Source organism: Paraburkholderia aromaticivorans (assembly GCF_002278075.1).
Lineage (GTDB): Bacteria > Pseudomonadota > Gammaproteobacteria > Burkholderiales > Burkholderiaceae > Paraburkholderia > Paraburkholderia aromaticivorans.
In genome coordinates, this window is the sequence record NZ_CP022990.1 from 2,743,164 (window position 1) to 2,767,794 (window position 24,631).

Consider the following 24,631-nt stretch of genomic DNA (forward strand, 5'->3'; position numbering starts at 1 on the left):
GGTTTGCTGCGTCGTTGGCTAACGGTGACTGCGCCTGCCGGCCCTGGCCGGGTCTAGCGCAGCCAGCCTTTGATGGTGTCGCACATCGCTTCGGTGGAAATGCCGTAGCGCTCGTGCAGCGTCGGCAGCGCGCCGGCGTCGAGAAACGCGTCGGGCAGGCCAATCTGACGGAAGGGCGGCGTGACGCCGTTGGTCAGCAGCACGGTGGCCACCGCCTCGCCGAGCCCGCCGATCACCGTGTGGTTCTCCGCGACGATCACGAGGCGCCCCGGCCGGCGCGCTTCGCGCAGCAGCGTGACGGCGTCGAGCGGCTTGATGGTCGGCACGTGCAGCACGCCCACGTCGATGCGGTCGGCGGCGAGCGCCTTGGCCGTTTCGAGCGCACGCATCGTCATGATCCCGGACGAGATGATCAGCACCTCGGTGCCGTCGCGCAGCAGCTTCGCCTTGCCGAGTTCGAACTGATAGTCGTATTCGTCGAGCACGACCGGCACGTTGCCGCGCAGCAGCCGCGCATACACCGGGCCGCGATGGTCGGCGATCGCCGGCACCATCTGTTCGATTTCGAGCGCGTCGCACGGGTCGATCACCGTCAGGTTCGGCATCGCGCGGAACAGAGCAAGGTCTTCGGCCGCCTGGTGGCTCGGACCGTAGCCGGTCGTGAGGCCGGGCAGCGCGCACACGATCTTGACGTCGAGGTTGTCCTCGGCGATGGCCTGGTGGATGAAGTCGTAAGCGCGGCGCGCGGCGAACACCGCATAGGTGGTGACGAACGGTTGCGCGCCTTCGTGCGCCATGCCGGCCGCGGCGCCCATCAGCAACTGCTCGGCCATGCCCATCTGATAGTAGCGCTCGGGGTATTCCTTCGCGAACAGATGCAGGTCGGTGTATTTGCCGAGGTCGGCGGTCATGCCGACCACCTCGGGCCGGTTGCGCGCGAGTTCCACCAGCGCGTGGCCGAACGGCGCGGAGCGGGTGATCTGGCCTTCACCGGCGATCGAGGCGATCATCGCCGACGTTTTCAGGCGCGGTTTCGGGGCGGCGGCGCTCATACGGTTCTCCCGCCTTCGAGCGCCTGCAGCGCGAGTTGCCACTCGTGCGCGTCGACGCGGATAAAGTGGTTCTTCTCGCGTGCTTCGAGGAACGGCACGCCGTACCCCATGCGCGTATCGCAGACGATGATGCGCGGCTGCGCTTCAGGATGGGCGCGGGCCGCATCGAACGCGGCGACCACCGCCGCGAGATCGTTGCCGTCCACGCGCTGCACGAACCAGCCGAACGCCTGCAGTTTTTCGACCAGCGGCTCGAACGCCATGACCGCTGAAGACGGCCCGTCGGCCTGCTGGTTGTTGACGTCGACCATCGCGATCAGGTTGTCGAGTTTCCAGTGCGCGGCGGACATCAGTCCTTCCCACACCGCGCCTTCGTCGAGTTCGCCGTCGGAGAACAGCGTGTAGACGGTGGCGTCCGAACCCTTGCGCTTCAGACCCAGGCAGCGGCCGACCGCGATCGTCAGCCCCTGGCCGAGCGAGCCGCCGGACATTTCCATGCCGGGCGTGTAGCTCGCCATGCCGGACATCGGCAGGCGGCTGTCGTCGCTGCCGTAGGTCTCCAGTTCTTCGTCGGCGATGATGCCGGCTTCGATTAGCGCCGCGTACAGCGCGATCGCGTAATGGCCGTTGGAGAGCAGGAAGCGGTCGCGGCCTTCCCAATCGGGATCGTCGGCGCGATAACGCATGGCGCGGAAGTAGGCGACCGCCAGCACGTCGGCGATGTCGAGCGCCTGGCCGATATAGCCTTGCCCTTGCACCTCGCCCATGCGCAGCGCGTTGCGGCGGATCTGGTAGGCGTGCTCCGCGAGTTGCGGATACGGCGCGGTTTCGCTTGTGTTCACTGTTGTCGTCTCCATAGGTCTTTTGTGTGCCGCATCGACGCCGCAGCCAGTGATGACAAGCGTAATCGCCTCCCCAGCAACGCTCAAACGAATTAAGATGGCCGATAGATGAATTGAATTCACGTGGATGCTGCCATGCACAATCGCGTCACGCTCAAGTCGATACAAGCCTTCGAAGCGGCCGCACGGCTTTCGTCATTCGCGCTCGCAGCAGAAGAACTGTTCGTGACGCCCTCGGCGATCAGCCATCAAATCAAGCTGCTGGAAGAGCAATTAAGCATTCGTCTGTTCCATCGGCTGCATCGCACGGTGCTGTTGACGGACTCGGGTCGGCAATACGCTGAGGAAATCACCTCGGCGTTCGCGCGCATCGACGCGGCGACGCGCGAGATTGGCCGGGTGGCGAAGAGCGACATCCTCACGATTCACAGCACGCCGAGTTTCGCGACCCAATGGCTGATGCCGCGCATCGCGCGTTTCAGCGCGGCGCATCCGGATATCGACGTGCGGTTGAATGCGTCGTCGGAAGCGGCGGACCTGATTTCTGGAGCGGTCGATATCGACATCCGCTACGGTCCGCGCAAGCTGCAGCCGGCCGGCACGCTGGTGCTGGAATTGCCGCCCGAGACGATCGTGCCGCTGTGCGCGCCGGCGCTCATGAGCGGCGACTACCCGCTGCGCAGCGTCGCGGACTTGCAGCACCATCCGCTGATTCATAGCGAGGGCTGTCTGGTCGGCTGGCGGGACTGGATGCGTTTGCATCGAAAGACGCGGATCGATATTGGACGCGGGCCGCGCTTTGACCGCTCGTTCATGGCGTTGAGCGCCGCGGTCGACGGCTTGGGCGTGTGTCTGGAGAGCCTGCTGCTCGCGCAGCGCGAACTGGAAACCGGGCGGCTCGTCGCGCCATTCGGTGTGGACGGACTCAGCGTGAACGGCTATACGCTGAATCTGTTGAAGTCGCGTGCGGATTTGCCGAAGCTGCGCAGCTTCCATGATTGGCTGTTTGCCGAATTGGAACGGTGAGGCCTTGCATGGCACAAGGTTTTTCGCTGAAGCGCAGGCCGTCCGGAGGGCATTTTTAACCAAGACGGTCCCGCACGGGACTGGGTATGCTAGGCGAATTCAGTCAATTCCTGCGAGGACACCAAGGTGCCGCACTATCTTTGCCATGAGCAGCCGGACCTGCTGGACTTTGAAACAGCCGTGATCGCGGCGCGGCCGGGCGCGGTCGTGCTGGGCCGTTCCGCGTTGCATCCGGGCGGTGGCGGCCAGGTGTCGGACGCGGCCACGCTCACGCACGCGAACGGCGCGGTGCGCATCACCGGCGTCGCGACGGAAGGCGAGATGCTGTGGCATCTGCTCGACGAGCCGCTGGAACTGGCCGGCAACGTGCATGTGGCGATCGACGCGGCGCGCCGCGCCACGGTCGCTCAGCTCCATACCGCAACGCATATTCTCAACGCGCTCGTGTATCAGCGCTTTGCCGGCGCGCTCGTGACCGGCGCGCAGATCAACGCGGACGGCACCGCGCGGATGGATTTCGATCTGCCCGACGCGGATAACGACGCTCTGCGTTTGCTGGAAGAACCGGCCAACGAAGTGATCCGCGAGGCGATGGAGGTGCGCGCCTACTATGTCAGCGCCGCGGAAGCGAAGGCGACGCAGGGTCTGATCCGCAGCCTCTCGGTGGCGCCGCCGCCGACGCCGGACGGCACGGTGCGCATCGTCGAGATCGGCGATCTGGACCGGCAGGCATGCGGCGGCACGCATCTGACCAATACGGCGCAGTCGCGGCCCATCCGCATCGCGAAGATCGAAAACAAGGGCCGCCGCAATCGCCGGGTCAGAATCGAGCTGGTGTGAAGGGCATTCGGACGGAGCGCGAGCTATGGAGACATCGGATAAAAGCGAGCCGGAAGTGGTCTGCTGGCGCGACGGCGCGCTCGACGGCGCATGTCTCGCCAGCGCCCGCTACGGCAATCACAAGTTCGACCGGCACCTGCACGACGAACTCGTCATCGTCATGACGGAAGCCGGAGCGGGCCAATGCCATACGCGCGCGGGCAGCGAGATTGCGGGGCCCGGCAGTGTGCTGGTTTTCGGGCCGGGTGAATACCATAGCGGCGAGGTCTGGGAAGGCCGCGAATGGATTTATCGCGCGATCTATCTCGACATGGAAGGCATCGGTGCGCTCAGCGCGGTGTTTTCTCCCGACGCGCGCGCCGACAAGCCATTGCTGATTCCGCCGGGACTCTATCAGGATCCGCACCTCGCGGGCCTGCTGGTCAAGGCGCATGCAAGCCTGGACGAACGGGGCTGCGTGTCGTTGATGGAGCGTCAGGCGAACTGGTGGGCCGCGATGGGGATGCTGGTCGGGCGCTATGGCCGCCCAGCCGAAGAGCCGGTCGAAACGCGGCGCGAAGCGCGCAAGATGGAGCAGGTGCGTGAGTACGTCGCCGCCAATTACGAACGGGATATTTCGGTCGACGAACTGGCGGAGCTGGTGGGACTGAGCCGCTATTACCTCACGCGGGCCTTCTGCAAGACGTTCGGCCTGCCGCCGCACGCGTACGCGACACAGGTGAGGCTGCTGGCGGCGAAGCGCATGCTCGCGGCCGGCCACACCGCGGCGACGGCTGCGGCGGCCGTGGGCTTCTACGATCAGAGTCATCTGAACCGGTTGTTCAAGCGCGCATACGGCATTACGCCTGGTGCGTACGCGGCGTTAAAGCCGGGGCATTGAGCGGCGCATTCGCCGCCGCGCTCACGCCGGCAAAGGCACGTCCTCGATCAGCGCCGCCCGCACCGCCCGAATCCTGCGGTCGACGAAATACCCGCCGCCCTCCACATAACGCAGATAAAGCCGTCCGCACAATGAGCATTGCCACACGGCGCACCGGTTATAGGGAAAGTATCTCGGCGCGATAGGCGCGTCCGCCGCCCAATAACTGGTCTTGCCCGGCAGATACTCGCTGAACGTCGGCTCCGGATCGTCCTCCGGCAACAGCGTGCCGATTTCCTCGAACTGCGTTTCATCGAGCGACAACGGTTGCGATTGCCAGCCGTCGAGCGGGGTTTTCGTGCACGAGCAGGGGGCGGTGGCGCGCGCCTGCGCGGCGTGCGCGAGCTCGAGGAGTGTTGGCGTGTTCAGATATTGCGCCATGAGGCTCACAATCAGTTGTTCATCATCCGTTCCCGGTGCGGAACGACCCACGAGCGGTCGAAGCTGCCGTCGGCAATCGACTTGAGCGCGGCTGTTTCTTTCGCATGCTGGCGACGCGCGCCTTCGATCACGGCTTGCGCGTCGGCGGGTGCGATGGCGAGCAGGCCGTCTTCGTCGCCGACAATGATATCCCCAGGATGCACCACCATGCCACCGACCGTGACCGGCACGTTGATTTCGCCCGGTCCGTTCTTGTACGGCCCGCGATGCGTCACACCGCGCGCGTACACCGGAAAATCGCGCTGGCGCAGCGCGCCGACGTCGCGGATCGCGCCGTCGATCACGAGCCCCTGCACGCCGAGACTTTCCGCAAAGCTGGCCATGATCTCGCCCATCAGCGCCTGCGTGAGTTCGCCCGCGCCGTCGATGACGAGCACGTCGCCGGGCCGGCAAAAGTCGAACGCGCGATGAATCGCGAGATTGTCGCCCGGCCGCGTGTGGACCGTAACGGCGGTGCCGGCCATGGGTCTCGGCTGATGGTAGGGCCGCAAGCCCACCATGCCGCTCGCGCGCGCCATGTTGTCGCTCAGCAGCGACACGGCCAGCTCACGCAACGCGTCGAGTGTGGCCGCGTTGGCCTGCGGCGCGGACTCGTATTCGCGCCAACCGATTGGATTCATGCTGTTGCCCCTTGCGTAGCGAGTTGTCGATCGAGTTGACGCGTGAGCCGGGCATACACGGCGCGCGCGTTGTCTTCGTAGATGCGCTGACGGTCCGCGTCGCTGAGCCAGTCTATGGCGTCGATATAGCGGCGCGTGTCGTCGTAATAGTGGCCGGTCTCCGGGTCGATACCTTGAACCGCGCCGATGGTTTCCGACGCGAACAGGATGTTGCCGACTGGAATGACCTTGGCGAGCAGTTCGGTGCCCGGCTGGTGATAGACGCAGGTGTCGAAGAACACGTTGTTCAGCAGGTATTCGCTGAGCAGCGGGCGCTGCATGTCCTGCGCGAGGCCGCGATAGCGTCCCCAGTGATAAGGCACGGCGCCGCCGCCATGAGGAATGATGAAACGCAGCGTCGGGAAGTCGGCGAACAGATCGCCCTGCAGCAACTGCATGAACGCCGAGGTGTCGCCGTTGATGTAATGCGCGCCCGTCGCGTGGAAATTCGGATTGCACGACGACGAGACGTGAATCATCGCGGGCACGTCGAGTTCCACCATCGCTTCATAGAGCGGATACCACGAGCGGTCCGTGAGCGGCAGGCCGGACCAGTGGCCGCCGGACGGATCCGGATTCAGATTGCAGCCGATAAAACCAAGCTCTTCGACGCAGCGCCGCAATTCGGCGATGCAGTTCGCGGGCGGCACGCCGGGCGCCTGCGGCAACTGGCACACGCCGACGAAGTTGCGCGGAAACAGCTCGCACACGCGATGCACGAGGTCGTTGCATGCGCTCGACCAGAGCGCGTTGGCGTCCGCGGCGGCGAGGTGATGGCCCATACCGGCGGCGCGCGGCGAGAAGATCGTGAGGTCGGTCCCGCGCTCGCGCTGAATGCGCAGCTGGCCGGTTTCGATGCTCTCGCGAATCTCGTCGTCGGTGATGACGGGCCGTGGTGGCGGCGTGCCGCCATCCCTGAGCGCGGCGATCTGCTGGGCGCGCCAGGCTTCGTGCTGGCGCGGGGCGGTCGTGTAGTGACCGTGGCAATCGATGATCATGGTAGGCCAATCCTGTGAGTTGTCGCCGCGCGTGCGCGTGGTGTGTCCGCTGATGCGATCACTTGTGTTCCATCCGCTCGTTGGGCCGCTTCTCAGGCACGCGGGGCGGCCTCGCCGGTGGCGAGCGAGCTTGCTTCGTCCTCTGCCGGCGTGACGCGCATGACGAGCGCGATGATCGTCGCGACAACCAGAAAAGCCGCGATCGTCAGCAAGGCCAGCTTGAAGTTGCCGGTTGCATTGCGCACGAGGCCGATGCTCCACGGCCCGACCAGGCCGCCGAACTGGGCGATGGTGTTGATCAGCGCGATCGTCGCCGCGCCCGCCGCGCCGGTCCTGAATGAGGACGCGAGACTCCAGAACAACGGGTTGCCCGCATAGATGAACAAGCCGGTCACGCACAGCAGCCCATAGGCGACCATGGGGTTCGGTGCGTAGGCGCTGCCGGCAATGGCGGCCGCGCTCATGCCGTACACGAAGGCGAGGTGTTTTTTGCGGTCGCCGGTGCGATCGGAACTGCGGCTGATCAGGAAGGTGCCCAGCACGCCGAGCAAAGGCGGCGCGGCTGACAGAAAGCCGACTTCGAGATTGGTCAGATGGCCGAGACTCTTGACGATCTGCGGCAGCCAGAGAAAGAGGCCGTAAATGCCGACCAGCGCGCACCCGAACAGGCACGCAAGACTCCAGACGCGGATGTCGGCCGCCACGCGCAACAGCGGGAAATGCGCGTTACCGCCCAGCGTTTCGCGCTCGGCGGCGAGCGTCGACTCGAGCCAGCGTTTTTCGTCGCCGGACAGCCAGTCGGCGTCGGCGGGACGCTCGGTCATGATGCGCAGCGTCAGCAGGCCGAGCAGCATGGCCGGCACGCCTTCGAGAATGAACATCCACTGCCAGCCCTGCAAGCCTAGAATGCCGTTCGCGTAGGTCATCAATGCGGTGGAAATGGGACCGCCCAGCACCGCCGAAAACGAACCGGCGATGATGTAGCCGCCCACCGCGCGTGCGCGATAGCGCACGGGAAACCATTTGGTCAGATAGACCGCGACGCCCGGCAGAAAACCCGCTTCCATGACGCCGAGCATAAAGCGCAGCGCGTAGAAGCTCGAATCGTTGAATACGAACGCCGTGGCGGCGGCGACCGCGCCCCACGTCAGAAGAATGCGCGCGATCCAGCGGCGCGCGCCGACGCGATGCAGCAACAGATTGCTCGGCACTTCCAGCAGCATGTAGCCGACGAAGAAGATACTGCCCGCGAATCCGAACACGGCCGGACTGAAACCGAGCTGCTTGTTCATGTCCAGCGCGGCGAAACCGATATTGATCCGGTCGAGATAGTTGAAGAACATCATCGCGAAGAGCAGGGGCATCAGGCGCCCATAGACTTTTCGCATGGTTGCGGCTTCATTGATCACGCTCATCCTGTCTCCTCCCTGGCGGCGACGGCCGTAACCGTGGCTGCGTTCTAATCATGTGTGAGGCAATGATAAGAACGCGCGCGCAGGGAGTCCAAGACTGCTTGCTTATGCTTCTATAACTTTCTGCTTATAGTGTGGTGTCTTTGAGCGGCGCGGGGAGGCAGGCAAGAAACGCACGCAGATGAGGCGAAGGATCGTCGGTGCGGAAGGTGGCCGCGAGCGTGGAGCGATACGACGAACCCGGGCCGGTGAGGTGGCGGAACACCACGTCGGTGCGCCCGTGCCGCGCCACCGATTCGCCGATGAACGTCACGCCCAGACCCGCGGCCACCAGGGCAATCGCGGTCTGGATTTCATAAGCCTCGTGCGCGACGACCGGGGTGATCCCGGCGTCGCGGTAGAGCGACTGCACCGAGCGTTTGAACTGGGCGTTCTGGTGCTTCGGATACAGAATCAACGGCGTATCGGCGAGATCGGCCATGCGCACTTTCTTGTGCGCGGCGAGCGGATGGCCCGGCGCGAGCGCGGCCATGACGCGCTCGCGCAGCAACGGGTACGACGTGCAGCCCTCGACCGTCAGCGGCTGCCGGCCGATGCCGATGTGAATGCGCATGTCGCGCAGCGCATCGGTCTGTTCTTCGGTAAGCATCTCGAAGAGTTTGAGTTCGACCTGCGGATACGCCTCGTGGAACGCTTTGAGCGCGGGCGGCAGGATGCTGTACATCGACGAACGCGTGAAGCCGATGCTTAGCCAGCCACGCCGGCCCACACCGATTTCCTGAGCGGCGAGCGTCATCTGTTCCAGATTGCCGAGTATCTGCCGCGCCTCGCTGCACAGATACTGGCCCGCCTCGGTCAAGCTCAGCGGACGCCTCGCGCGGTCCACCAGTTGCGTGCCGAGCCGTTCTTCGAGCGAACGGATCTGCTGACTCAACGCGGGCTGCGCGATATGCAGGCGCTCGGCGGCGCGGCTGAAATTGAGCTCCTCGGCGAGAATCACGAAGCACTGCAGGGCTCTGAGGTTCATATCGGTTATTTCCTCCGGGCCTAACGCAGTGCGAGGTCAGGTGTCTGCGCGCCGATCGCCGGTTGGTGGAACATGTCGTAAATCGCGTCGAGCAGCCACGCAATGCCCGGATCCGCGGAAAATTGCGAGTGCGAGTGGACCTGAATTTCAATGGGCGGCAGCGCGAACGGCAAAGGCAGGATGCGAAACGCTTTGTTGCGGTTAAAGCGCTGCGCGATACTGCGCGGGAAAATCACGGCGAGGTCGGTGTGCTGAACGATCTCCGGCGCCACCACGAAATGCGGCAGGCGCAGCACGATATCGCGACGCAGATTCAACTCTTCCAGCCACTGCTCGACCATCCGGTGGCCGGTCGCGTTGGTGCTGGCATAGACGTAGCGAAGGCTCGCGAGATCTTCCTTGGTCGGCTTCTGTTTGCGCAGCGGGTGGCCGGCCCGCACCACGCAAACATGTTCGTCGACGAAGAGCGTTCTGCTCACGCAGCCTGGATCGAGACCGGGCACATAGCCGAGCGCGAGATCGACCTTGCCGCTGCGCATGGCCGCGCTCACCGAGTCGACGGAGACATTCGCAATTTCGAGGCGAATGCCACGCGCGCTGCGATCGAGCATCGACAGGAGGGGCGGCAGGAAATAGAACTCCGACATATCCGACATGGACACGCGAAACACGCGTTGCGCCGTGGCGGGATCGAACCTGGCGATTTGCTGAACCGCGACGTTGATGATCCCGAATGCCTGCGTGAGCGGCGCATGCAGGCGCAAGGCGGCGTCGGTGGGAACCATGCCGGCGGGCGTTCGAACGAAGAGCGGGTCGTCGAACAGAACGCGCAGCCGGCGCAACGCGTGGCTGACCGCCGGCTGCGTGAGTCCGAGACGCTCCCCGGCGGCGGTCAGGCTGCGCGAATCGGAGATGGCCAGAAAGACGCGCAGCAGGTTCAAATCCGTAATGCCGGGGTGCGACTTGGTCATGACGTTCGGATCGCGGCGAGGAAGGGCATTTATTTGGGTTTCAGATTACCGTAAATGCTGCGCATAGGGAAATGCAGCGTCGCGCCGCTGTAAGGCGGAAAGGCGTCGAAGTCCCGCTTCATGCTGGCCCGAACGGGCGACGCGAGAGCAGCGGCCAGCGACGCGGGATCGTCGAAGACCACCTTGTTGCGTTGCATGGCCATGGCGCGCTCGGCGCGCAGACCCGAGCGGCAATCGAGCCGCGTGTAGATTTCGAGCTCGCGAATGCCGGGCAGTTGCGCCATCAGCGGTGGATGGTGCGCGAGGTAATGCGTAAGCCACGCGTTGAAGTCCCGCGCTTCGCCTTCGTAGCTGACGAGATACGTGCAGCGTTCGACGCGAGCGGCAGGAACGCCGGGATCCCGGGTGGCGTATTTCCTGACCGCCATGGTCTGCTGGGTGAAGGTAAGACCCGTGTTCGACGAGCCGTCCGTTATATCGTGCATCGCGCTCCCGGGGCGAAGCGCCTGTTCAAGCAGTTCGAGTTCGTCGAAATACCATTGCAGCACGCAGCGGGGGCGCGCGGCAGCGTTGGTCTTCGACAAAGGATCGCAGTCGTGCGATTCCGCAGGCACGTGGATCGCGAAACGGCGCAATCCCTCCGTGTCCTGCGATGCCGCTTCGAGGCGCGCCAGATCGGCGTGCTGTGCGTCGCGCGCGGGCGCCCCGTGGCCAATCAGAAAGAAACAGACTTCCACGTTCACCTCGTGGCTTGCGCGGCAACCGGCGCCGCTGCTGGCGGCCGCGCCAGGCGATGAAACTGCCGCCCGAAGTAGATCAGGCCGTCGCCATCCTGGCGCAGCGCGATATGGCGGATCTGGGCGAACATCACGGAGTGCGACCCGACCGTTTTGATGTCGACGATCGCGCCTTCGAGACTGACGATCGCATCCGCGAGCACCGGCGCCGACGACGCGCCCCCCGTCCATGCGTGGCGTTCGAAGCGCTCGTCCATCGAGCACGCCGTCATGCCGGCAAAATCGCGCGCGAGCTCCTGGCATTCCGCGGCGAGCACGTTGATGCACACGCTGCGGTTGCGATGCAGTACGTCATGTACATAGCTGGCCTGATTGATACAGACGAGCATGGTAGGCGGCGCGTCCGTCACCGAGCACACCGCGCTCGCGGTGATGCCGCAGCGGCCGCCCGGTCCATTCGTGGTGATGATGTTGACGGCGGCTGGCAGGCAAGCCATCGCGTCGCGGAAACGCTTTCGGGTGTCGTCGATCGTCACGTTCTCTTCCTTTTGCATGGCGTGAGGCGGGGCGCACCGCTTACGGATACGGCGTGACCGGCGGCACGCCGGCGAACAATGCGCCGGATGCGTCGTACGTGCCTTCGCCCAGGAACGCATGCTGTGTCACGACAATCGAATCCCGCACCAGACGCTGCAAGCGATTCTCGCGATAGATCGCGGCGACGCCCGCCATCTGATAGGCCTGCATCACCACGTCGGCGCCCGTCTGCGCGGCGTGGGTCGCGCTGAGGCGCAACAGATTCGCCTGTTCCTGCGAGACGGTATCGCCGTCGATAATCGTCCGCCATGCGGCCTCGGCGGATTCGTAGAAGAACGCGCGCGCGCTGCGCCAGCTGGCCTCCGCTTTCGCGAGGCCCGAGCGGTAATAGCCACGGTCGGCGAGGCGCGGCGCGCCGGTGGTGGTTCTGGTCGAGCCGGACATGCCCGTGAGCAGATCGAGCGCCGCTCGCGCAAGCCCGATGTTGACGGCGGCATGCACCTGCGCCTGATAGGCGACCGCGGGGTAGCGGTAGAGCGGTTCGTCGATCAGCGCCGCGCCGCCGCGCACGAAGGTCCATTGCGCGGGGACGAATTTCTCGCGCAGCCGTAAATCGTGGCTGCCGGTTCCCTGCATGCCGACCACGTTCCAGTTTTCGACGATCTCGACCTCACGCGCGGGCAACACCGCGGTGAACGGCTTGCCCGCGCCCGCCTCGCCGGCATTGGCGGGCGCGCCGCCGATGCCGACGCCGATCCAGTCCGCGCCCTTGCAGCCGCTCGCGAAGCGCCACTGCCCGCTGACCAGGAAGCCGCCTGGCGCCTGGGTGGCCGGTTGCAGCGGATAGAGGCCGCCAGCGAACACCTGATCGGGGCCGGTGGCGTAAATCCGCTGCTGGGTTTCGATCGGCAAGGCGGCGAGATACGTGTTCGCCGAGCCGAACGCGGCCACCCAGGCAGCGGAGCCGTCGGCGATCGCAACGCGCTCGAGCATCCGCAGAAATTGCGCGGGCGGCAGGGCGTCGCCGCCGAAGCGTTGCGGCGTGCTCGCGCGAAAGATACCGGCGCGCTTCATCTTCGCAATCATGTCGCGCGGGACATGCGAGAGTTGATCGAACTCGTCGCGACGGCGTTCGATCTCGCTGATCAGCGCGTCGAGTGTGATCGGGCCCGCGTACTCGGGATACGGCTCCGCGTGATCGATCGCGCGAGGTTCGTTGGTGTAGGTCGAAAGACTGCTCATCTGAAGGCTTTGCATGATGACGGCTTGAGAATTGGGGGGAGTGAGATTGGGCGACGTGACGTCGACGCGATATCACGCACTTTCGTGCTCTGCATGCTCTTTGGCCTTCGCCTGAAGCCGCATTGCTTTTGGAAAGGTCTCCGGTGCGAGGCAGGTGGCGACGACCGTGATCAACCCGAGCACGACGAAATACACGGCTACCGGCGCGGCGCTGCGGTAATGCGCGAGCAGCGCCGTCGCCACCATCGGCGAGAGTCCGCCGCCGAGTACCGACGAAATCTCGCGGCCGATGCCGAGTCCGGAAAAGCGCAGATGAACGGGCAGCAACTCGCTGATGAACGCGGGCTGCGCGCCTTCGAGAATGCCGAGCGTGATGCTGTTGGCGAGCACGAGCGCGGTGATTACTTTCCACAGCACGCCGGAGCCGAGCAGCGTGAAATACGGGTAGGCCACCAGCACCATCGCCACGGCGCCGGCGAGATAGACCGGCTTGCGGCCGATCCGGTCAGTGAGACGTCCCATCAACAGGGACACGGGGATCATCAGCAGCATCGACAACGTCAGGCCGCCGAGCACCCAGCTCGATTTGAGGCCGACGAACTGACCATACGCAATCGAGAACGCGAAGAAGATGTATGACGCCGCGCCTTCACCGAAGCGTAGGCCGAACACCGTCAGCACCTGGCGCGGGCATTGGCGCAGCACTTCGACGATCGGCATGCGGGCGTCGCGGCGAGTTGCCTTGACTTCGGCGAACTCCGCGCTTTCGTCGACGCAGCGGCGCATCCACAGGCCGAGCGCGACCAGCACGGCGCTGCAGAGGAACGGCACGCGCCAGCCCCAGCTATGAAAGTCGGCGGGAGAGAGGGTTTGCACCAGCAGAAACGCGGCGGTGGACAGCACGAATCCGAACGCCGCGCCGCACGGACTCCAGGCCGCGAGCGCGCCGCGCCGGGAGGCGGGCGCATTTTCGTGAATCAACAGGATGCTGCCGCTCCATTCGCCGCCGGCGGCGAGGCCCTGCAGAATGCGCAGCAGCACCAGCATGACGGGCGCCGCGAGGCCGATCTGCTGATAGGTCGGCAAAAGACCCATGCAGGCGGTGGCCGTGCCCATGACGAGCAGCGTCAGCATCATCACCGTCTTGCGGCCATAGCGGTCGCCGATATGGCCGCACAACACGCCGCCGATGGGCCGCGCGATGAAACCCACGGTAAAGCCGCCGAATGCCGCGATCGTGCCCGTGAGCGGATCGCTGCCGACCGGAAAGAACAGCTTGCCGAACACGAGCGCGGCGGCGGTGCCGTAGAGAAAGAAGTCGTACCATTCGAGAACCTGGCCGAGCACGGCGGTCGTCACCGCGCGACGAACCTTGCTGGTGGGCCGGATGGCGGGCACGGGTGTCAGAACAGCTGTCGCGTCAGAATTCATGGCAGGTGGAGGGTCACGATGTGGAGGGTCGCGCGTTCTCGCCATGTGTTTCGGCAGGAGCGGCGAGACGAGCCCGGCAGGCATGTCGAACGATAGGACCGTGAAAAAATGCGGTCAAATTCGGGCCAAAAATGGCCGTCATGAATCGCGTGCATGACGGTTGCGCCACTTCGCGCGAAGCCGCCGGGCCGACGGATGCGTTTGCGTCTGCGTTTGTGTTCGCGTCTGAAACGAAGCACTGTGGGTTTTGCTTCGGGCAACTGAGATTTGGCGAACGGCGCGGCGCGCCTCTACACTGTGGACTTATCCCGCGAACCACGGAGAGAACCGCAATGCGACTGACCGACTTCGATACGCTGACGTTCGATTGCTATGGGACGCTGATCGACTGGGAAACGGGTATTTTCGAAGGCTTGCGGCCGCTGCTCGCGCGCGTCGAGCCGCCGTTGACGCGTGACCAGGTGCTCGAAGCGCACGCACGGCACGAGTCGTCGCAGCAGAAGTACACGCCGGGGCGGCGATATCAGGAGCTTCTACCGATTGTCTACAAGCGCCTTGCGGAGGAGTGGCGGGTGCCGTGTACGCTCGCCGACTGCGTGGCCTACGGCAAGTCCATTCAGAACTGGCCTGCGTTCGACGACTCGGCCGCCGCGTTGCACTACCTGAAGCAGCACTACAAACTCGTGATTCTGTCGAACGTCGACAACGAAAGCTTTGCTTATAGCAACGCGAAACTGCAGGTCGAATTCGACGCGGTCTTCACGGCCGAAGACATCGGTTCCTACAAGCCGTCGCCGCGCAATTTCGAGTACATGCTGGAAAAACTGAGGGAGCGTGGCATCACGAAGGAGACGATTCTGCACACGGCGGAAAGCCTGTTCCACGACCATAAACCGGCGAACGAATTCGGCCTGGCGTCGTGCTGGATTTATCGCCGGCACGCGAAGCAGGGCTTCGGCGCGACGATGGATCCGGGCTCACAGCCCAGCGTCGATTTTCGCTTCAATAGCATGGCCGACCTGGTGAAAGCGCATCAGCAGGCTCTGGAGGCAAAGTAGCGTCTGAACGAAACCTGCCGCCTCGGCGCAGTGCCTCCTTGCAGCTGGAGGCGATGGCGTTCGGCGGCAGAGCGTTCACGCAGTCAGGTATTCGCTGGATTGCAGCTCGTCAATCCAGCCCGCCCTGGCACAGGTACTTGATCGACATGTAGTCGTCGAGTCCATACTTCGACCCTTCACGGCCATAGCCCGATTCCTTCACGCCGCCAAACGGCGCCGCTTCGCTCGACACCGCGCCTTCGTTGATGCCGATCACCCCCGCTTCGAGCTGCGCGGCCACGCGATTGATACGCCGCACGTCCTGCGTGTAAAAGTAGGCGGCAAGGCCGAACGGCGTGTCGTTGGCGAGACGGATCGCTTCGGCTTCGTCCTCGAAACGGAAGAGCGGCGCGACCGGGCCGAAGGTTTCTTCGCAGCAGACCAGCATGTCGTCGCGCGCGTCCGCCAACACGGTCGGCGCATAGTAGTTCGGGCCGAGCTCCGTCAGACGCTTGCCGCCCGTCAGAATCTTTGCACCGTGCTTGACGGCGTCTTCCACGTGACGGGCGATCTTCTCGATCGCGCGTTCGTTGATCATCGGGCCGATCTGCGCGTCCGGGTCCGTTGCGGGCGCAACCTTCAAGGCAGCGACGCGTCGCGCGAGCAGCTCGGCAAAGCGCCCATAGACGCCGGCCTGCACATAGACGCGGTTCGGGCATACGCAGGTCTGGCCGCCGTTGCGGAATTTCGCCGCCATCAGGCCGGCGACGGCGGCGTCGAGGTCGGCGTCGTCGAACACGATGAAGGGCGCGTTGCCGCCCAGTTCCAGTGAGAGCTTCTTCAACGTGCCCGCGGATTCCCGCGCCAGATGCTTGCCGACCGGCGTGGAGCCGGTGAAGGTGATCTTGCGCACGCGCGCGTCCGCGAGCCAATCGGCAACCGCGGCAATGCCCTGTTCACGCGACGCCGACAGCATGTTCAGCACGCCGTCCGGCAGGCCGGCTTCCTGCGCGAGCGCGGCGAGGGCGAGCGCGGTGAGCGGCGTGTCCTCGGCGGGCTTGGCGACGACGGTGCACCCGGCCGCGAGCGCCGGCGCGATCTTGCGGGCGATCATGGCCAGCGGGAAATTCCACGGTGTGATGGCCGCGACCACGCCGACCGGCTCCTTCACCGCGCTCATGCGCTTGCCGCGCTGCTGCTGCGGAATCAGGTCGCCGTAGATGCGGGTTGCTTCGTCGGCGAACCATGCCACGTACGACGCGCCGTAAGCGACCTCGCCGCGGGCTTCCGCGAGCGGCTTTCCCTGTTCCGTCGACATCAGCTTCGCGAGGTCGTCGGTATTGGCAACGATCAGCGCGTGCCAGCGCCGCAGAATCTCGGCGCGCTCGCGCGGCAGCTTATCGCGCCAGCCGGGAAACGCGCGGGCTGCGGCGTCGGTGGCGGCGCGCGCATCCGCGGCGCCGCTGTCCGCGACTTCGACGATCGTTTCGCCGGTGGCCGGGTTCGTGACGGCAAAGCGGGCGCCGTCGGCGGCGCCGGTCCATGTTCCGTCGATCAGGTTCTGCGGGCGAATCAGTTCACTGCGCGTCAATGTGAGAGACATCGGGTTGCTCCTTCAGGTTGCCCTTGATGCGGCGAGGCACACGGCGGCGCGGCCGCGTACCGTGGGTCGATTAATGAATCGATGCTACGCCTGCGCCGCAATCGACGAAATGGCGAATCGGGGCGTTGGCGGTTTGCACACCGTTTTTTTGCGGCGCTGACAGCATTTTCTGCTGATTGGCTTGCGAATTCATTTCAGCCGCCGCGGTCCGGTCGACGCGCGCACCACCAGCGTGGGCGGCGGGGCGAGCACCATCGACGGCTGCTGGTCAGGCATCTGGATCAGCCGGATCAGACTCTCGATCGACAACTCCGCGATCGCGGCGGTCTGGATCGCGACCGTCGTCAGGGCAGGGTGCACCTGGTGCGCGAGCTGAATGTCCGTAATGCCGATGACCGAAACGTCGTCCGGCACCGCGCGGCCCAGCGTGATCAGAGCCTGTGCCGCGCCGATCGCGAGCAGGTCGTTGGTCGCGAAGATCGCTGTGAGGTGCGGCCGGTTTGCCATCAACTGCATGCAGGCGGCGTAGCCGGCGTCGATCGAGTCGCGGATCTGCAGCACCGCCGCCGCATCGGTCTCGATACCGGCCGCGTGCATCGCCGCGCGAAAACCGTTGGAGCGCGCATCCTGCAAGCCGCCGCAACCGTCGCCGATCAGCAGGCCGATTTCGCGGTGGCCGAGTTCGAGCAGATGCCGCGCGGCCAGCTCGCCCGCGCGAGCGAAATCCACGGCGATGCAGGGCAGCGCGGGCGGCGACTCCGGGTGCTCCCACATGGCCAGCAGAATGGGCGCACTGTGCATGGCCGAAGCGCACAGGTCGTTGATCGCGATATCCGTGTTCATGACGAGCACGCCGTCGGCCAGCGTGCCCGCAATCTGGTTCAGATACGCGCGGCCGATCTCGGCATCGTCGTCAGTATTGCAAACCATCAGGAAGTGGCCGGTTTTGCGCGCGGCGCGCTCGGCGGCCAGCACGAACTCGGGGTAGAACGGGTTCGAGATGTTCGACAGCATCAGGGCGAGCGTGGACGAGCGGCCCTCGGCGAGCGCGCGCGCGTTCAGATTGGGCCGGTAGCCGAGATCGGCGATCGCCTTGAGCACGCGTTCAGCCGTTTCCGGGCGCACTTTCTCGCGGTTGCGCAGCACGTTGGAGACGGTGGCGGCGGTGACGTGAGCGCGTTTCGCGACTTCCGTGAGAGTGACCATAAGCTCTTTATCCCAGATTCAGGGAATGCGATTCAAATGTTGCAAGCCGTGGGCGAGGTTGATAACTTGCTGGAAAACACACAGCGGAGACATCAACATGAGTTTTTCCTTCAAACCCGAATTTAAGCGATTAAATGCCTGCCGCACAAGGGTTGGCCACTTATTTTTCCAGAAAATTTAAGCGGTTAAATCCGAAGGGGGCAGCATGGCAAGCATTCGTTTGACGGACGTGCAGAAGTCGTATGGTGACCATGCGCCGGTGATCCGGCGCGTGAATCTGGAGATTGCGCAGCATGAGTTCTGCGTATTCCTGGGCCCATCGGGTTGCGGCAAGTCGACCCTGCTGAGAATGATCGCCGGACTCGAAGACCTGAGCGAAGGCGAGTTGCACATTGGCGGGCGCCTGATGAACGACGTGCCCGCCGCCGGCCGCGGTGTGGCGATGGTGTTCCAGAGCTACGCGCTCTTTCCGCACATGACCGTGTTCGACAACATGGCGTTCGGTCTGAAGCTCGCGAAACAGCCCAAGGATGTGATCGACAGCAAGGTGCGCGAAGCCGCCCGGATTCTGCAACTGGACGATTTTTTGCAGCGCTATCCGAAGGCGCTGTCGGGCGGGCAGCGGCAGCGCGTCGCGATCGGCCGCGCAATCGTGCGCGAGCCCGGCGTGTTCCTGTTCGACGAGCCGCTCTCGAATCTCGACGCCGCGCTGCGCGGCCAGACGCGGGTCGAAATCGCTCGTCTGCATCAGCGCTTTGCCAACGCGAGCGTGGTCTACGTCACTCACGATCAGGTCGAAGCCATGACGCTCGCCGACCGGATCGTACTGCTGCACGCCGGCGCGGATGCGGAGCGCTTCGGCAGCATCGCGCAAAGCGGCGCGCCGCTCGAGCTGTATCACCATCCGAAGTCGCGCTTCGTGGCGGGCTTCATCGGTTCGCCGCGGATGAATTTCATCGACGCCGTGGTCGATTCGATCGAGCCGGGCAGCCTGACGGTCACGCTGGCTCAAAGCGGCGAGCGTTTGACCGCGCACGTGGATGGTCAACGTTTGCAGCGCGGTCAGCCGGTCACGCTCGGCGTGCGGCCGGAGCATCTGCGCCTCGACGGCGGCGGGCAGGTCGTGCAGTGCACGACGGTATTGTCGGAGCGGCTCGGCGAGCATAGCTATATTCACGCGGATCATGCCGCGGGCACGCTCATCGCCAAGGCGGCGGGTGATACGCCGATCGGCTCCGGCGAGCGTATCGCCATTCACGTGCCGCCTTCCGCGTGCCACCTGTTCGACGCGGACGGGCTTGCCTTGCGGCGCAGCGCGTTCGAGCCCGAACGGGCCGCCGCTTGAGTTTTCGGGCGTGATCACTCCGGGCAACGACTGATTTCATCAAAGCCGAATTCCGCCACAGAGCGGGTTACATCGCCGGCGGCTGCTCGCTGCCGGCCAACAAGGTATCAAGGAGACACAAGATGATTGCTCTTCGCCTTCGCCGTCTTGCACACGTGTCGATCGCAGCCGCGCTGGTCGCGGGCTCGCTCTGCTGTGCCGCAGCCGACGCCGCCACGCTCAACGTCAACGTATCGGCGCGCGGTAATCAGCGCTCCACATGGCAGGACGCGTTCGACAAGTTCAAGAAAGCCAATCCCGATGTCGATCTGAAGGTGACCTACATCACCGAGGAAGCGTACAAGGTGCAGATGAGCGGCTGGCTCGCCACCGATCCGCCCGACGTCGTCTCGTGGCACGACGGCGAGCGCATGGCGTATTACGCGCAACGCGGCCTGCTCGAAGACCTGTCGCCGGATTGGAGCAGGAATGGCTGGTCGCAGCAGTATGCATCGGTGAAGGAGGCGTCGACGTATAAGGGCAAGCAGTACGCGGCGCCGCTCGGCTACGACGCCTACGGTTTCTTCTATCGCAAGGATCTGTTCGAGAAAGCCGGCATCAGGAGCGAGCCGAAAACGTGGGATGAATTTCTCGACGCCTGCAAGAAGCTGAAGGCAAGCGGCGTGGCGCCGATCGCCGTGGCCGCGCGCGACAGCTGGACGCTCGCCGCCTGGTTCGACTACCTGGATCTTCGCATCAACGGCAACGCATTCCACCAGCAATTGATGGCGGGCGACATTCCGTACACCGATGCGCGTGTGAAAAAGGTCTACGCCGCGTGGAAAACGCTGATCGACGATCACTACTTCATCGATAACGCGCTCTCCTACGACCTCGATTCGATCGCGCCGTTTCTCGTGAACGGCAAGGCGTCGATGATGTTGATGGGCACGTTCTTCTCCGCGAGCATTCCGGCGAACCTCAAACCGCAAACCGGCTTCTTCCGCTTCCCGGTGATCGACGCCAATGTGCCGATGGCCGAAGACGGTCCGGTCAACGTGCTGCTGATTCCTGCGAAAGCGAAGAACAAGGCCGATGCACGCAAGCTGCTCGCTTTCATGGAACAGCCGCAGATCAACGCCGATCTCGCGAAAGGTTGGGGCCAGCTGCCGTCGAACAGCCAGTCGGCCGAACCTGAAGACGCGATCTCCAAGGTCGGCTTCCAGACGCTTGCCAACACCAAGGGCGGCATCGCGCAGTTCTACGATCGCGACATGCAAAAGGAAATGGCCGACGAAGGCATGAAAGCGATGCAGCAGTTCTACAGCGATCCGTCGCAACTCGACGCCGTGCTCGTGCGTCTGGAAGCGACCCGCAAGCGCATTTACCAGAAGTAGGAAGCCAGTCACGGAGCGCCGGCGGCATAGCAACGGCCGGCGCCCGTCTTCGATTCGCCTTCGCTTTTCGACGAGGCCCGATCCATGTCTCATTCCGCAGCGCGCCGCTTACCCGCGGCTTCGCACCGTCGCGTCTCGACCACGCGCCGTCATCAGCACCGCGCCGCGCTTTTCTTCCTGTTGCCGGGCTGTGCGTTGTTTTGCCTGTGCGTGGTGTATCCGATCATCAGCAGCATTTCGCTCAGTTTCTATCACTGGGACGGCATGACGCCGAAGACCTTCGCCGGTTTCGACAACTATGTCGAACTGTTCCATGCCGACACGTTTTATACGGCGCTCAAGAACAACCTCATCTGGCTTGCGCTGTTTCTGCTGGCGCCGCCGCTCGGCCTGCTGTTCGCGCTGTATCTGAACCAGCATATCCGTGGCATGCGCGTCGTGAAGTCGCTGTTCTTCGCGCCGTTCGTGCTCTCGGGTGTGGTGGTCGGACTCGTGTTCAGCTGGTTTTACGACCCCGGCTTCGGCTTGCTGCGCCTGATCGTCGGTCATGGCATTCCCGTGCTCGGCGACCCGCACACCGTGACGTTCGGCATCGTGTTCGCGGCGCTTTGGCCGCAAACGCCGTTCTGCATGGTGCTGTATCTCACGGGCCTGACCGGCATCAATCCGGAAGTGGTCGAGGCGGCGCGCATGGAAGGCGCGAGCGGCGTGAAGCTGTTGTGGCACGTGATTCTGCCGCAGCTGCGGCCCGCCACCTTCATGGCCGTGGTGCTGACGGTGATCGGCGCGCTGCGCAGCTTCGACCTGATCGCGGTGATGAGCGGCGGCGGTCCGTTCGACAGCTCCACCGTGCTCGCCTATTACATGTACGACCAGGCCATCAAGTACTACCGCGAAGGCTATTCCGCGGCGATTGCCGTCGTGCTGTTCGCCATCATGCTCGTCTACATCGTGTTCCATTTGCGCCGCATGCTGCGCGAAGAACGCTGATCTTCAGGAGTCACGCGTCATGTATCCGCTTCCCGTCGAACGCTGGAAACCGCTCAATCGCACGCTCTACAAAGCGTCGTTGCCCATCGCGCTGCTGATCTGGCTTCTGCCGATGCTGGCCGTGCTCGTCACGTCGATTCGCTCTTCGGACGAGCTTTCGCAAGGCGATTACTGGGGTTGGCCGAAACACTTCGCGCTGATCGAAAACTACGGCGCCGCGCTCACGCAAACGCCGATGCTGCATTACTTCACCAACAGCGTGCTGATCACGGTGCCTTCGGTGATCGGCGCAGTCGCGCTGGCGTCGATGGCGGGCTTTGCGTTGGCGACATATCGGTTTCCTGGCAATACGGCGGTGCTGTTCGCGTTCGTCGCCGGCAATTTCGTGCCGATCCAGATCCTGATGATTCCAGTGCGCGACATGGCGCTGAAAGTCGGACTCTTCAACAGCGTGTGGGCATTGGTGATTTTCCATGTGTCGTTTCAGACCGGCTTCTGCACGCTGTTTCTGCGCAATTTCATCAAGCAGCTGCCGTTCGAAATGATCGAGGCCGCGCGCGTGGAAGGCGCGAGCGAGTGGACCATCTACCTGCGCATCGTGCTGCCGCTGATCCGGCCCGCGCTCGCCGCGCTCGGCATTCTGGTGTTCACGTTCGTGTGGAACGACTACTTCTGGGCGTTGTGTCTCACGCAAGGCGACGACGCCGCGCCGATCACGGTGGGCGTCGCGGCGCTCAAGGGGCAATGGACGACCGCGTGGAACCTGGTCGCCGCGGGCTCGGTGCTGGCCGCATTGCCTTCCGTGCTGATGTTCTTCCTGATGCAGAAGCACTTCGTCGCCGGTCTGACCTTCGGTGCAAGCAAGGGCTGAGCGCCCGTTCGACGTCATCTAACCACGAGACTTTCTCATGCAACTTGGTGTCTGTTATTACCCGGAACAATGGCCGCGCACGATGTGGGCCGACGACGCGAAACGAATCGCCGAGCTCGGCATCACGCACGTGCGGATTGCTGAATTCGCGTGGAGCCGGATGGAGCCGCGCGCCGGCGAATTCGCGTGGGAATGGCTCGATGAAGCCGTCGAAACGCTGGCGGGCGCGGGCTTGAAACTGGTGCTCGGCACCCCGACCGCGTCGCCGCCGAAGTGGCTGATCGACGCGTATCCGGACGTGCTGCCGGTGCGCGCCGACGGCACGCGCTGGAATTTCGGTTCGCGCCGTCACTACGACATATCCAGCGAAACCTATCGGCGCGAGTGCCTGCGGGTCGTCACGGCAATGGCGCAGCGCTACGGCCGGCATCCTTCCATCGTCGCGTGGCAGACCGATAACGAACTCGGCTGTCACGATACCGTGCCCAGCTATTCGCCTGCGGCGCTCACCCGTTTTCAGACGTGGCTGCGCCGGCGCCACGAATCCGTCGAGGCGCTCAACGACGCGTGGGGCAACGTGTTCTGGAGCATGGAGTATCCGTCGTTCGAGGCAATCGGCTTGCCCAATCTCACGCCCACCGACGCCAATCCGATTCATCTGCTCGACTTCCGCCGCTTCATGTCTGACGAGGTGGCGCAGTTTCATCGCGAGCAGATCGACGTGTTGCGCGAGCATGCGCCGACTGCGGACTTGCTGCACAACTTCATGGGCTTTTTCACGACCTTCGACCATTACCGCTTCGCCAAAGACAATGCGATCGACGTCGCCGCATGGGACAGCTATCCGATCGCGCGCACCGAATCGATCGCGCTGCCCGACGAACAGAAGGCGCGTTACGCGCGCACCGCGCATCCCGATGTCTCCGCATTCGATCACGACCGCTATCGCGCGATCGGCAGCGGGCGTTTCTGGGTGATGGAGCAGCAGGCCGGGCCGGTCAACTGGGCACCGTGGAATCCGGTGCCGGCCAAAGGCATGGTCCGTCTGTGGGCCTATGAAGCGTTCGCGCACGGCGCTGAACTGGTGTCGTATTTCCGCTGGCGTCAGTGCCCGTATGCGCAGGAGCAGATGCATTCCGGGCTTAATCTGCCGAACAACGAACTGTCGCCGGGCGGCCTCGAAGTGCAGCAGGCGGCGCGTGAGATCGCTGCCTGCGCCGCGTTGTCGGCACTCGGCGCGCCCGCGCGGGCAACGGTTGCGGTCGTCTTCGACTACGAAACGCAATGGATGTTCGAGATTCAGCGTCACGGCAAGACCTTCGACTATCAGACGCTGGTGTTCGACTACTACGAATCGTTGCGCGAACTCGGGCTCGACGTGGATATCGTGTCGAGCCGCGTGGATCTATCGGCCTATGCGCTGGTGGTCGTGCCGAGCATCGCCGTGATCGACGACGCCCTCGTGAATCAGATCGAGCGGAGCGAAGCGCAATGGGTCTTCGGCCCGCGCAGCGGCTCGAAAACCGATAGCTTCGCGATTCCTTCCACGCTGCCGCCCGGCGCCTTGCAACGCGTTCTGCCGATGCAGGTGCTGGAGGTCGAAACGCTGCGACCCACGCTGGCGCCCGCGCTGTCGATCGACGGCGCGCGGGGTGTGGCAATCCATTGGCGCGAGCACGTGCGGGCCAACGGCGAGACGCATGTCGACGCGCAATTCGACGACACGTGGCCGGCGGTTCTCTCGCGCGGCAAGGTGCGCTATGTGGCGGGGTGGCTGTCGCATGCATTGCATCGCACGCTGTTGGAGCAGGCCGCGCGCGATGCCGGCATCGAAACGCAGCGCCTCGCGGAAGGCCTGCGCATCCGGCGGCGCGGCGATCTGACCTTTGCGTTCAATTTCGGCGCGCAGTCCGTGCACGTGCCGGCGCCGGCCGATGCGACGTTCGTGCTCGGCAATGCGCTGCTGAAAACCGGCGATGTCTGCGCATGGAAGGACGTCTGAACCGACGGGCTGTTCGGCGCAATCGCATCCAGCAGTGTGTGTCATCGGAGGGTGACACTCAAGCGCT

General features: G+C 64.3%; 23 protein-coding genes. 9 read left to right on the plus strand and 14 right to left on the minus strand.

Going from position 1 to position 24,631, the window contains the following annotated elements:
- Positions 1-53: 53 nt before the first annotated feature.
- The gene (locus tag CJU94_RS31845; RefSeq protein WP_095422501.1) at positions 54-1,052 is read right to left on the minus strand and encodes a transketolase family protein; all 999 of its coding nucleotides are present in this window, start codon (positions 1,050-1,052) and stop codon (positions 54-56) included.
- Positions 1,049-1,894, minus strand: coding sequence for a transketolase (locus tag CJU94_RS31850; RefSeq protein WP_425272216.1), 846 nt, complete (start codon positions 1,892-1,894; stop codon positions 1,049-1,051). Before CJU94_RS31850 ends, CJU94_RS31845 begins: the two co-directional genes overlap by 4 nt.
- 135 nt (positions 1,895-2,029) lie before the next feature.
- On the opposite strand from CJU94_RS31850, the gene gcvA reads away from it, so the two are divergent.
- From gcvA to CJU94_RS31865, 3 genes are all read left to right on the plus strand, one after another.
- The gene (gcvA, locus tag CJU94_RS31855; RefSeq protein ID WP_208645388.1) at positions 2,030-2,920 is read left to right on the plus strand and encodes a transcriptional regulator GcvA; all 891 of its coding nucleotides are present in this window, start codon (positions 2,030-2,032) and stop codon (positions 2,918-2,920) included.
- A 126-nt stretch (positions 2,921-3,046) separates the two neighbouring features.
- Complete coding sequence (locus CJU94_RS31860; RefSeq protein ID WP_095422504.1) at positions 3,047-3,760, plus strand: alanyl-tRNA editing protein; 714 nt, start codon at positions 3,047-3,049, stop codon at positions 3,758-3,760.
- Between the two features lie 25 nt (positions 3,761-3,785).
- Positions 3,786-4,640: an AraC family transcriptional regulator gene (locus tag CJU94_RS31865; RefSeq protein ID WP_095422505.1), complete on the plus strand. Its 855-nt coding sequence runs from the start codon at positions 3,786-3,788 to the stop codon at positions 4,638-4,640.
- A gap of 21 nt (positions 4,641-4,661) precedes the next feature.
- Here CJU94_RS31865 and CJU94_RS31870 read toward each other — a convergent pair whose 3' ends face one another.
- From CJU94_RS31870 to CJU94_RS31915, 10 genes are all read right to left on the minus strand, one after another.
- A complete protein-coding gene (locus CJU94_RS31870) occupies positions 4,662-5,060 on the minus strand; it encodes a hypothetical protein (RefSeq protein WP_095422506.1) in 399 nt (132 codons plus the stop codon).
- An 11-nt stretch (positions 5,061-5,071) separates the two neighbouring features.
- The gene (locus CJU94_RS31875; RefSeq protein ID WP_095422507.1) at positions 5,072-5,740 is read right to left on the minus strand and encodes an RraA family protein; all 669 of its coding nucleotides are present in this window, start codon (positions 5,738-5,740) and stop codon (positions 5,072-5,074) included.
- Complete coding sequence (locus CJU94_RS31880) at positions 5,737-6,777, minus strand: amidohydrolase family protein (RefSeq protein ID WP_095422508.1); 1,041 nt, start codon at positions 6,775-6,777, stop codon at positions 5,737-5,739. The genes CJU94_RS31875 and CJU94_RS31880 overlap by 4 nt, the downstream gene beginning before the upstream one ends.
- A gap of 92 nt (positions 6,778-6,869) precedes the next feature.
- Positions 6,870-8,192: an MFS transporter gene (locus CJU94_RS31885; protein WP_095422509.1), complete on the minus strand. Its 1,323-nt coding sequence runs from the start codon at positions 8,190-8,192 to the stop codon at positions 6,870-6,872.
- 124 nt (positions 8,193-8,316) lie between these two features.
- Positions 8,317-9,216: a LysR family transcriptional regulator gene (locus tag CJU94_RS31890; RefSeq protein ID WP_095422510.1), complete on the minus strand. Its 900-nt coding sequence runs from the start codon at positions 9,214-9,216 to the stop codon at positions 8,317-8,319.
- Positions 9,217-9,236: 20 nt separating this feature from the next.
- Complete coding sequence (locus CJU94_RS31895) at positions 9,237-10,187, minus strand: LysR family transcriptional regulator (RefSeq protein WP_095422511.1); 951 nt, start codon at positions 10,185-10,187, stop codon at positions 9,237-9,239.
- A 29-nt stretch (positions 10,188-10,216) separates the two neighbouring features.
- Complete coding sequence (locus tag CJU94_RS31900; protein ID WP_095422512.1) at positions 10,217-10,924, minus strand: EthD family reductase; 708 nt, start codon at positions 10,922-10,924, stop codon at positions 10,217-10,219.
- Between the two features lie 2 nt (positions 10,925-10,926).
- Positions 10,927-11,478 carry a 4-hydroxyphenylacetate 3-monooxygenase, reductase component gene (gene hpaC, locus CJU94_RS31905; protein WP_095422513.1) on the minus strand — a complete coding sequence of 184 codons (552 nt, stop codon included), beginning with the start codon at positions 11,476-11,478 and terminating at the stop codon, positions 10,927-10,929.
- Between the two features lie 22 nt (positions 11,479-11,500).
- Positions 11,501-12,718, minus strand: a complete 1,218-nt coding sequence (locus tag CJU94_RS31910) for an acyl-CoA dehydrogenase family protein (protein WP_095422514.1) — start codon at positions 12,716-12,718, stop codon at positions 11,501-11,503.
- A 57-nt stretch (positions 12,719-12,775) separates the two neighbouring features.
- Positions 12,776-14,134 carry an MFS transporter gene (locus tag CJU94_RS31915; RefSeq protein ID WP_095422515.1) on the minus strand — a complete coding sequence of 453 codons (1,359 nt, stop codon included), beginning with the start codon at positions 14,132-14,134 and terminating at the stop codon, positions 12,776-12,778.
- Between the two features lie 332 nt (positions 14,135-14,466).
- On the opposite strand from CJU94_RS31915, the gene CJU94_RS31920 reads away from it, so the two are divergent.
- Positions 14,467-15,192: a haloacid dehalogenase type II gene (locus CJU94_RS31920; protein ID WP_095422516.1), complete on the plus strand. Its 726-nt coding sequence runs from the start codon at positions 14,467-14,469 to the stop codon at positions 15,190-15,192.
- A gap of 109 nt (positions 15,193-15,301) precedes the next feature.
- Here the strand turns inward: CJU94_RS31920 and CJU94_RS31925 are convergent, their stop codons facing one another.
- The gene (locus CJU94_RS31925) at positions 15,302-16,774 is read right to left on the minus strand and encodes an NAD-dependent succinate-semialdehyde dehydrogenase (protein ID WP_095422517.1); all 1,473 of its coding nucleotides are present in this window, start codon (positions 16,772-16,774) and stop codon (positions 15,302-15,304) included.
- Between the two features lie 189 nt (positions 16,775-16,963).
- A complete protein-coding gene (locus CJU94_RS31930; RefSeq protein ID WP_095422518.1) occupies positions 16,964-17,980 on the minus strand; it encodes a LacI family DNA-binding transcriptional regulator in 1,017 nt (338 codons plus the stop codon).
- 205 nt (positions 17,981-18,185) lie between these two features.
- Here CJU94_RS31930 and CJU94_RS31935 point away from each other — a divergent pair, with 205 nt between their 5' ends.
- From CJU94_RS31935 to CJU94_RS31955, 5 genes are all read left to right on the plus strand, one after another.
- Positions 18,186-19,325, plus strand: coding sequence for an ABC transporter ATP-binding protein (locus tag CJU94_RS31935; RefSeq protein ID WP_095422519.1), 1,140 nt, complete (start codon positions 18,186-18,188; stop codon positions 19,323-19,325).
- 122 nt (positions 19,326-19,447) lie between these two features.
- Entirely contained in the window at positions 19,448-20,701 is a 1,254-nt protein-coding gene (locus CJU94_RS31940; protein WP_095422520.1) for an ABC transporter substrate-binding protein, read from the plus strand.
- Between the two features lie 84 nt (positions 20,702-20,785).
- Positions 20,786-21,691, plus strand: a complete 906-nt coding sequence (locus CJU94_RS31945) for a carbohydrate ABC transporter permease (protein ID WP_095422521.1) — start codon at positions 20,786-20,788, stop codon at positions 21,689-21,691.
- A 19-nt stretch (positions 21,692-21,710) separates the two neighbouring features.
- The gene (locus tag CJU94_RS31950) at positions 21,711-22,562 is read left to right on the plus strand and encodes a carbohydrate ABC transporter permease (RefSeq protein WP_095422522.1); all 852 of its coding nucleotides are present in this window, start codon (positions 21,711-21,713) and stop codon (positions 22,560-22,562) included.
- Positions 22,563-22,599: 37 nt separating this feature from the next.
- Entirely contained in the window at positions 22,600-24,564 is a 1,965-nt protein-coding gene (locus tag CJU94_RS31955) for a beta-galactosidase (RefSeq protein WP_095422523.1), read from the plus strand.
- Positions 24,565-24,631 lie beyond the last annotated feature (67 nt).

Excerpts from the sequence above, each read along its gene's own strand:
- CJU94_RS31910 (WP_095422514.1), bottom strand. The coding sequence starts at position 12,718 with ATGCAAAGCCTTCAGATGAGCAGTCTTTCGACCTACACCAACGAACCT.
- CJU94_RS31870 (WP_095422506.1), bottom strand. The coding sequence starts at position 5,060 with ATGGCGCAATATCTGAACACGCCAACACTCCTCGAGCTCGCGCACGCC.
- CJU94_RS31925 (WP_095422517.1), bottom strand. The coding sequence starts at position 16,774 with ATGTCTCTCACATTGACGCGCAGTGAACTGATTCGCCCGCAGAACCTG.
- CJU94_RS31895 (WP_095422511.1), bottom strand. The coding sequence starts at position 10,187 with ATGACCAAGTCGCACCCCGGCATTACGGATTTGAACCTGCTGCGCGTC.
- CJU94_RS31945 (WP_095422521.1), top strand. The coding sequence starts at position 20,786 with ATGTCTCATTCCGCAGCGCGCCGCTTACCCGCGGCTTCGCACCGTCGC.
- CJU94_RS31880 (WP_095422508.1), bottom strand. The coding sequence starts at position 6,777 with ATGATCATCGATTGCCACGGTCACTACACGACCGCCCCGCGCCAGCAC.
- CJU94_RS31955 (WP_095422523.1), top strand. The coding sequence starts at position 22,600 with ATGCAACTTGGTGTCTGTTATTACCCGGAACAATGGCCGCGCACGATG.
- CJU94_RS31940 (WP_095422520.1), top strand. The coding sequence starts at position 19,448 with ATGATTGCTCTTCGCCTTCGCCGTCTTGCACACGTGTCGATCGCAGCC.
- hpaC (WP_095422513.1), bottom strand. The coding sequence starts at position 11,478 with ATGCAAAAGGAAGAGAACGTGACGATCGACGACACCCGAAAGCGTTTC.
- CJU94_RS31885 (WP_095422509.1), bottom strand. The coding sequence starts at position 8,192 with ATGAGCGTGATCAATGAAGCCGCAACCATGCGAAAAGTCTATGGGCGC.
- CJU94_RS31920 (WP_095422516.1), top strand. The coding sequence starts at position 14,467 with ATGCGACTGACCGACTTCGATACGCTGACGTTCGATTGCTATGGGACG.
- CJU94_RS31930 (WP_095422518.1), bottom strand. The coding sequence starts at position 17,980 with ATGGTCACTCTCACGGAAGTCGCGAAACGCGCTCACGTCACCGCCGCC.
- CJU94_RS31845 (WP_095422501.1), bottom strand. The coding sequence starts at position 1,052 with ATGAGCGCCGCCGCCCCGAAACCGCGCCTGAAAACGTCGGCGATGATC.
- CJU94_RS31875 (WP_095422507.1), bottom strand. The coding sequence starts at position 5,740 with ATGAATCCAATCGGTTGGCGCGAATACGAGTCCGCGCCGCAGGCCAAC.
- CJU94_RS31950 (WP_095422522.1), top strand. The coding sequence starts at position 21,711 with ATGTATCCGCTTCCCGTCGAACGCTGGAAACCGCTCAATCGCACGCTC.
- gcvA (WP_208645388.1), top strand. The coding sequence starts at position 2,030 with ATGCACAATCGCGTCACGCTCAAGTCGATACAAGCCTTCGAAGCGGCC.
- CJU94_RS31865 (WP_095422505.1), top strand. The coding sequence starts at position 3,786 with ATGGAGACATCGGATAAAAGCGAGCCGGAAGTGGTCTGCTGGCGCGAC.
- CJU94_RS31915 (WP_095422515.1), bottom strand. The coding sequence starts at position 14,134 with ATGAATTCTGACGCGACAGCTGTTCTGACACCCGTGCCCGCCATCCGG.
- CJU94_RS31890 (WP_095422510.1), bottom strand. The coding sequence starts at position 9,216 with ATGAACCTCAGAGCCCTGCAGTGCTTCGTGATTCTCGCCGAGGAGCTC.
- CJU94_RS31935 (WP_095422519.1), top strand. The coding sequence starts at position 18,186 with ATGGCAAGCATTCGTTTGACGGACGTGCAGAAGTCGTATGGTGACCAT.